Genomic DNA, 8,613 nt, shown 5'->3' with positions numbered 1-8,613 from the left:
AAAACAATACCAATAAAATATTGAACAAAAAATCCTATTTCAAGACATTATTGGCAACAAGCAATTATAGGAAAAATCTGCCTTCATAAAAATAAAACATGAAAACAGCAAGGAGTTCAAAGAGAGCATGGCGCCTTTAAAGTAAAATATAGCACCCCATTGCAATGCATAAAAATAGGAAGTTGCCTAGGAATGAGTTAATCACAATAACGCTTGTTTTATGCTACTTTAATAGAGAAAATTTTCTGCGCAGATACGATTTATAAAGACATTGCTGTATAAAGAGAATCGCATGATCTGTAATTTGTAAAAAGAATCAAATTCCTGTAGAAGCATGCTAAGCTATCTATCTAGCTTTCTTTATTTAATATTGAAAAGTACTCTTATAAATCTATGTGGGATAACGAACAACAAAAAAACGATCCTGGACAAGACCCTGCTCTTGTCGTCAAGCGCTTGCGGCCTGCGCGCCGACAGGTTTCTGCTCGTTGGCTTACGGGAACCATTCTGACAGGAATCACTTCCTGCATTCTTATGGGGATTGCACTTTTTACGGCTCTTGATGAACAACAGCGATTGGTAACACCGCCACAATGGTTTACGCAAGAAAACCTATCAGAATCACAAGACCCTGAGGCCAATGGCTATAAAGGTGATCGTATTTCTCCCACCCATGCACGGCAAAGCTTTGACAGAAAACGTCAATTTGAACTATCGATTCTACAAAAAAAAGGCGATGAAAAAGTCATTCAAACACAACATTTTGAATGGATTCGTATGGCTTTAGCCGAAAATCGCCCCCAGAAATATAGTTATCCAAAATTTGATTCTTTAAGCATTCTTGCCAGTGATTCTAAAAATCAAAATATCGCACCACAAGAAGATTCTGGGCAGATTTACGGTGCAAAGGTTGAAACAAAACTCACCTTACGCAGCTATGATTTTAAGGTAAATCAATTCGATTTTGATGACAGCGACACATTGACAGATGAAGAGGCACAACAAGAAGTGCAAAAAGCTGGATTTACTTTAGAAAAGAGCTCCGAACTTCTTTCAGTTCTCACATTGATTGATCCTTTAAAATTAGAAGATGTATCCTCCCCTTCCCAAGGCACAGAATCCCCTGAAGTTCGAATCGTTCAAGAAAATGTAACCGTTTCTCCTCAAAGTCACCGTATCGATCTGACGAAAAACTATGTTGAAGATATTATTCCTATTCGTAAAAAACAAACGATAGCCGATGCTTTCAAAAAAACCAGTTATACAAAAAAGCAAATTGACCAGGTTGTAAAAACGCTAGAAAAAATAAGCCTTTCCGATTCCCTTAAAGAGGGAAGCCTTTTACGCATTGGTATCGTGACACAAGCTGGTGAAGAAGATCATCTCGTACGCGCAAGTATCTATCAAGGGATGCATCATATTCTCACCATTGCCCTGAATGATAAAGGCCAATTCATTGAAAGCACAGAGCCTAAAATGTCTAAAGCACTTAAAACGGCTTTTCAAAATGGTATTCCGCATTCTTATATCAATAGTGCGCAATTACCAACGGCTTATGATGCACTCTATAGTGCTTTGCTAAGCCATAATATATCACAATCTCTCTCTCATCGTCTTATTCGTCTGCTAGCCACCAATATTGACATGAAAAGTCTGATAACACCCAATGATCAGATCGAAATATTTTATGCTGTACCACAAAGCGATAAAGAAAACCAAAATGGCAAAAAGAACTTGAAAGCAAAGGAAGCATCCCAAAACACTGATCCAGAAATTCGTTATATTAGCGCAACTTTTGGAAATACAACTTATAAATATTACCGTTATCAATTAAAAGATGGAAGCGTTGATTATTATGATTCTGAAGGGAGGAGTTCAAAGCCTTTCTTGCTGCGCAAACCCACACCAAATGGGATTTTTGGCTCCCCCTTTGGTCCACGCAAACATCCTATTTTAGGCTATGTTCGCATGCATACGGGAGTTGATTGGGTTGCTCCTAAAGGATCACCCATTATTGCTGTAGGAGATGGTATTGTCACAAGAGTAGGTGTAACAGGTGGCTATGGAAATCACACAGAAATTCAACATGCCAATGGATATGTCAGCAGTTATTCACACCAAAGCCGTTATGCACCAGACATCAAACCAGGCGTGAAAGTACGACAAGGACAAATCATTGGGTATGTTGGAACAACAGGAATGGCAACCGGTCCCCATTGTCATTTTGAAATCATTGTCAATGGCGTCAAAGTTGATCCCATGCGCATTCGTATACCGGATAGCAAAGCCTTAACCAATCAAGACCTACAAACATTCCTACAAGAAAAAAACAATATTGATGCCTTGATCAACAGCCCGATAACACCCTCCGAAGAAACTTAAAGCATAAAAGCATCTGCATTTTTACGACTCAAAACATCTAAAAATATGCTTTAGCGCTTATTTTTCTTAAAGAGATTTCCGCACTTTAAATATCTATAAAGAATTTGCCGAAATATGCCACCACCCAAGGTCGCATAACAATGATTAAAAATAAAACGCCCTCCCCTTTTCAGGTTTACGCACAATAGAAAAGTGTAAAATATGAAACCAAAAAAGGCTAACTCTTTATTGTTTATTTTATCAAAACGATAGCCCGTCCTTATTTGCCATGCAATAAAATCTCAAATCAAAGGTGAGTTTTTCTAAAGAACGAAGATTCTAAAATCCATATCATTCTATAAACAACCCGATCATTCTATAAACAACCCGACTTTTTGTTGAAGAGATTTCACCTGTTGAATGCTTATGCTGTTCATAGCCCTAAAGGACAGTGTTTCATAAACTTTATGAGCAAGTTATCCTTAAGAATATTCGTTACACACTTTTACAAAAACACCACATATTTAAAGTTTTACATGCCTTACAAAAAATAACAAAATTTGAAAAAACAATCTCTTCACAAAGAAATAGAGCTTACTAATATAAGTATTATCGGTTTAAAGGAGCTTTTATTCAAAATAAATTTAAATTTTAACTCAAGTACTTCAAAGCTATAAAGCATACAACAACAGGAGAATTTTGAAAGCCGATAATCGGAGTCAGCAAAGCAAAAAACAAAGAGACCAAAAGATAAAGAAGCAATGTTGCTTCTCTTGAAGACAATTGACAATCTGATATGAATGGTGCTGTGTTCGCGTCATCTAAGTTATATTTTTTCTCATTTTTATTAAAACGAACAAGCAGAGAGTAAAGAATTTATCTCTTAAAAAAATCAGTCAGAGCTTTTTTTTGAACTATTCATGCTAAGTTTTGGCAAAGGAATGACAATCTTTGTACCTCCTAAAGCAGAAGTTTCAAACAGAGGTTTTTCACCAAATTGCATACAGAGCTGTTCCACGACCACACGACCAAGTCCTGTTTTTTGTTTTAAAGTTTGGCTTTTCATTCCCACGCCATCATCTTCTACAATGAGCATCAATTGTCCATCTTTCTGGGGACCAAAAGAAATATAAATATGACCCGACCGTTGATTAGGAAAGGCATGTTTTAAGGAATTTGTCAGCAGTTCACCAAGGATAATTCCAAGTGTTGTCGCATCTCTTGAAGACAGGCGACAATCTTTAAAGTTTGTGTGAATGGCGATGTTTTCACGCAATTCAAAAGGGACTGCCAATTCGACATCATGCACAACAGAACTGAGAAACTCTGCCAAAAAAGTCGTTTCCATATCATCACTTAAGCGCAAACGACGATGTGCTGTAGAAATTGTCTGAATACGATCACGTGCAGCTCCTAGAACAGCACGGACCTCTTCATTTTTGCTCCGATTTAACTGGAGCCCCAACAAAGAAGACACCGTCCCAAGAGAATTGCCAATGCGATGGCTTGCATCCTGCAACAATATTTCAACCCGTTGGCGTTCTTTTTCAGCGTGATTACGTGCTCTTTCTAATTCTTGTGTTCGTTCTTTCACGCGGGCTTCCAGAGCGATATTTTCACTATGAAGCAGCAATTGATACAATTTTAAAGAGCGCATATCACGATGAAAACGATTAATAACAAAATAGGCAGAAATAAAAGTACTCACAACGGAAACAATAGCCGCCAATGTCAAAGCAGCCCGCATTAATGCGATACCCTCACGCTGTTTTTGTCGCACCACATCATCCCCATTAATAAAGCTTGTCATCAATTGAGCTAAACGTGCCACAGGAATCTTTGATACTTCAAAAGAGGCAGCATGAGAAGGTTGAGAGGGTTGTTCAGGAATCGCATCAAGAGCATGCATATGGGCATTCATAAAGGCTTTTCGTGCTTCAACCTCTTTTTTAAAAGCCGTAAACCATTCATCCCATTGTGGATGCGCATAAACAATAAGTGCGATATAATCGAGAATATCCCCTAACTCCCGCTCTGCATTTTCAAAACGTATTTTATCTTCCGCCTTGCGCGTTTTTGCATAGCTGCGATCAGCAACAGCCATATCAATCAAGCTAATAAGGACCAAATCAGCCTGTTCACGCAATTCTGAACTTGTATTCAACTGTGCAACTTCTCGATCAACAGCATTTGAAAGCAACATAATAAAAACCGATGCCAAAAGAGCCATAACAAGAGAAACAACAATCGCACCCCACCGCCAGCGTGATATCGTTGCATCAGAAGAAGGCATTTGAGGCATCAAATTTGTTTTTGTTGTCATAGAATGTCCATTGGCGAACTTGAAAGTCGTCATTTTTCAGCACAAAGGAAGGCAACCTTATGGAACATAAAACCTAAAGCCCGTGGGAAAGTTTATACAGGCTTTTCTTGTGTTCCTAAGGATACACGCCAAACACTCTGAATTTCCTCAGATACTGACTTTACTGTAATAGCTATAACGGGAATAAAAAAAACAAGGCTATCGATCATAATTATTATGCTTTTTTAGCCGTTAAATGAACACAATGTACTTCCAGCTGAATAAGAATCAGGACCATAATCAGACTCACCATCTACTTTAAGAAGTTCTTGTAATCGATTACGCGCCCTGCTCACACGGCTTTTAATGGTTCCAACAGCACAACCACAAATAGCCGCAGCATCTTCATAAGAAAATCCCGATGCGCCAATGAGAATAATGGCTTCTCTTTGATCGGCAGAAAGCAAATTTAAGGCTTTTTTGAAATCTTGCAAATCAAGTGATCCATATTGAGCAGGATGAACAGCGACATTTTGAGTAAACACGCCATCGGTATCTTGAACTTCTCTTCCCTTTTTACGCATTTGACTGTAAAATTCATTGCGCAAAATGGTAAAAAGCCAAGCTTTAAGATTGGTTCCCATCTCAAAACTATCTTGCTTAGCCCATGCCTTCATAACAGTATCTTGGACCAAATCTTCGGCTTTATCGTGCTTGCCACTTAAAGAAACAGCAAAAGCTCGTAAAGCCGGCAACACAGAAAGGAGTTCTTGTTTAAAATTTTTCGCGCACTTTGACATAAAGGATTCAAACCTTTTCCACATTGTTTAAGCCAAATTGCTCTGCGCGCTCCAACTTCTCTAAAAGCTCAAGCAAACACCGTGGCAGTGCTTCTTCTTGAATTTCCATGTAAAATTGACGTAACTTCCGTGCTATTTCGCTATTGACCCCGAGAAGATCATCTCCAACTCTAAATTGTGTGGTGAGATTTTTTTCATCACGGTCGTTCATTTTTCATCCCCCTAATCCATATATTACTAATAGCACCGCGAAGAATTTTTCGCCTTATGGTTGTAAATATAGCTGTCGGTAAAAAGTTCCATACAAATCAAGGAACTTTTTTATCTGTTGAGAATTTCAACCAACAAAATGCTTGAAAGGTCAAAGGAGTTATAAATTATGTCATTATCAACGCGCATTGCCCCGCATCTTCCCTATCTTCGGCGTTTTGCCCGCTCTGTCACCGGTAGCCAATCCTCTGGCGATGCTTATGTTTCAGCGATGTTGGAAGCACTCATTGCCGACATCTCCATTTTTCCCAAAGCCTCCACTGACCGAATTGGTACCTATTGGCTTTTTTGCCATCTTTTTGACCAAACCACACCAAACATCCCTGAACCCCTGCCCCAATTTGGTCTTGAACAAAAAACCAGTGCCAAATTATCCTATCTCACGCCCCGTGCACGCCAAGCATTTTTGCTCATTGCCGTTGAAGGATTTCATGAACAAGACGCTAGCGAAATCATGAATCTGGATACGAAAGAATTCCGTAAGCTGCTCAACCAAGCATCCATTGATATTTCTCAACAAATTGCCACTGAAGTAATGATTATTGAAGATGAACCTCTTATTGCGCTTGATATTGAGCAAATGGTAGAAAGCTTAGGTCATCATGTTGTAGGAATAGCGCGCACGCGTGATGAAGCTGTCATTATGTATCATAAGAAAAAACCACGGTTGATTTTGGCTGATATTCAATTAGCCGATAACAGTTCAGGTATTGACGCAGTCAATGAGATTTTGAAAAATGACCGTATACCGGTGATTTTCATCACGGCTTTTCCCGAAAGGCTACTGACCGGCGAGCGTCCAGAACCAACTTTTTTAGTGACCAAACCTTTTAACCCTGATATGGTGAAAGCACTTATTTCCCAAGCTTTATTTTTTCAAGAGAATGCTTCTAAAGCGGCTTAGAACAGAGTAACATCTTAAAATTATGATCGTTACGCCTCTTTCAAAGCCTCCCATGGATAGATCTCATATGAGTGCGCTCATGCAAGCGATTCGTGGTGCTGATATTTGTGTTCTCTATCAGGCAACAAATCTGGTTTATTTATGGGCTGAAAACTTGCCACACCATTTGCACCATAAATGGCGGGTTGGGTGTCGTGACAGCGACTTTTTTTCGCTTGACCTTGCAGACAATATGGAAACCATCAAACTGCAAGTTTTAGCCAGTGGCAAAATGCAAACTGTTGAAGCACGTTTTGAAGATACAAATAAACAAGAGATTTGGTACAAATTTTCTATTGATTGCCATCGTAATGATAACGGAGACATTATTGGGATTATCACCACCGGTGTTAATATTTCCGGTTTACGCCGCCGTGAACAAGTGCTTAAAATCCTTCTTCGCGAGGTCAGTCACCGTTCTAAAAATCTTCTAGCGATCATTCAAAGTATTGCCAGCCAAACCGCCCGCTATACTGAATCTCTTCAGGTTTTCTTACGCAAATTTCAAGGTCGTCTTCATTCTCTTTCTCATTCTCAAGATCTGATCACTGATTCTGATTGGCGTGGTGCTCAATTTCGCGAATTGGTCCAAACGCAGGCTTTAGGCTATTTTATGAAAGAAACAGAACGTTTTTCACTTGAAGGCGTAGATCCTTATCTTTTTCCCAATGCCGCTTTGCATATTGGTTTGGCTTTTCATGAACTGATTGTCAATTCTCTTTCTTTTGGAGCTCTTTCCCAAGAAAAAGGGAGCATCTGTGTACGCTGTGAAATCAAAACAAAACTGAATGGCAAAACACAACTTATCATCACTTGGCATGAAAATTTTGAATCCGGCATCCCTCCCACAAACAATAAAAAAGCCTGTTTTGGTAGTGCCGTTCTCGAAAAAATCGTTCCCATTTCCGTGAATGGTTCAGCTTCCCTCAAATTGACACAAGAAGGAATTGTCTATTGCCTCTCTGTTCCTGATACTTATTTTGATATTTTTTCTTAAAAGAGCATTTTAAACAATGAACAAGAGAAGTTTCCCCTTTTTTAGCAAAATGTCTCATCTGTTTATTAAGCACAAAGATATTTTCCAACCTCTTTAAACCAACCTCTATTGTCCCCCAATAGTTCCCCAAAACCTTAACGATGAGAACTGAAGGCCACATAAAATCCATTCCCGCTTTCAATCAACTTCCATCCCTCATATAACCGGCATATTTTAAAACAGAAACCAAAACGATATAGAGCAAACCGTTTCAGCTTTTATATGCAAAATAAAAGCGAGCCTATTACCCATCTCTTTTGTGTAATTTTTGCAATGCGTATATAATTTTATTTTGGCAGAATATGAAATTTCAAGGAGTAAAGCTAACATCCATCATCACTCTCCAGCTTTACGGGACTAAAGCATCCACGACAACAACAATTAACTGATGAAATTACACATTTTATGCTTTTATTTATCGCATTCTTTAATGGAGATATCCTCTTCAGGTACAATAGGACATCCTAAAACAGAATACACTTGTGTCCCTCCATTCACGCACTTTTTAATATTTCCTAGTGTATCCACGCTCATTTCAAAACAGTATCTGTAAATAAGATATAATAGCCCCCGTAAAGTGAACCATCAAAACCGCCCCTTGTTACCCCACATCCTTCTTTACCTTCATACCTCTTTTCACTTCATAAAAGTAGTAGCTGAGCATCATCATACTATTTGTCTCTCATGTTACAACAGCCATTGACCTTTGAGAGCCTCCATAAGAGGCATTTCAGTCTTTTTTCAAATATTACTCACCAACATAAAGCCCACACACAGCCTTTTATGACGTGCAAGCCAATGACATTGATTAATTCACTATAGAATAAAATCTCAAAGGGGAACTAGCATCTCAAAGGGGAACCCGCATCTCAAAGGGGAACCCGCATCTCAAAGGGGAACT

General features: G+C 38.8%; 6 protein-coding genes. 3 read left to right on the top strand and 3 right to left on the bottom strand.

Annotated features, from left to right (window positions below; all coding sequences use genetic code 11):
• Positions 1-393: 393 nt before the first annotated feature.
• On the top strand, positions 394-2,382 hold the full coding sequence (locus ACFIO5_RS02960) for a M23 family metallopeptidase (RefSeq protein ID WP_375636957.1): 1,989 nt from the start codon (positions 394-396) through the stop codon (positions 2,380-2,382).
• 871 nt (positions 2,383-3,253) lie between these two features.
• Here the strand turns inward: ACFIO5_RS02960 and ACFIO5_RS02955 are convergent.
• The 3 genes from ACFIO5_RS02955 to ACFIO5_RS02945 all read right to left on the bottom strand — a co-directional run bounded on the left by ACFIO5_RS02955 (position 3,254) and on the right by ACFIO5_RS02945 (position 5,674).
• Positions 3,254-4,684, bottom strand: a complete 1,431-nt coding sequence (locus tag ACFIO5_RS02955) for a sensor histidine kinase (protein WP_375705091.1) — start codon at positions 4,682-4,684, stop codon at positions 3,254-3,256.
• 224 nt (positions 4,685-4,908) lie between these two features.
• Positions 4,909-5,463, bottom strand: a complete 555-nt coding sequence (locus ACFIO5_RS02950) for an RNA polymerase sigma factor (RefSeq protein ID WP_273724155.1) — start codon at positions 5,461-5,463, stop codon at positions 4,909-4,911.
• A gap of 7 nt (positions 5,464-5,470) precedes the next feature.
• Complete coding sequence (locus ACFIO5_RS02945) at positions 5,471-5,674, bottom strand: NepR family anti-sigma factor (RefSeq protein ID WP_375610684.1); 204 nt, start codon at positions 5,672-5,674, stop codon at positions 5,471-5,473.
• A gap of 168 nt (positions 5,675-5,842) precedes the next feature.
• Here ACFIO5_RS02945 and ACFIO5_RS02940 point away from each other — a divergent pair, with 168 nt between their 5' ends.
• Entirely contained in the window at positions 5,843-6,637 is a 795-nt protein-coding gene (locus ACFIO5_RS02940) for a response regulator (protein ID WP_375607013.1), read from the top strand.
• A 22-nt stretch (positions 6,638-6,659) separates the two neighbouring features.
• The gene (locus tag ACFIO5_RS02935) at positions 6,660-7,673 is read left to right on the top strand and encodes a PAS domain-containing HWE histidine kinase family protein (protein WP_375633296.1); all 1,014 of its coding nucleotides are present in this window, start codon (positions 6,660-6,662) and stop codon (positions 7,671-7,673) included.
• Positions 7,674-8,613: the final 940 nt, after the last annotated feature.

Source organism: Bartonella sp. AA86SXKL, assembly GCF_042196885.1.
Note: the sequence above shows the minus strand (reverse complement) of the source record. Positions and strands in the feature narration are given on the sequence as shown.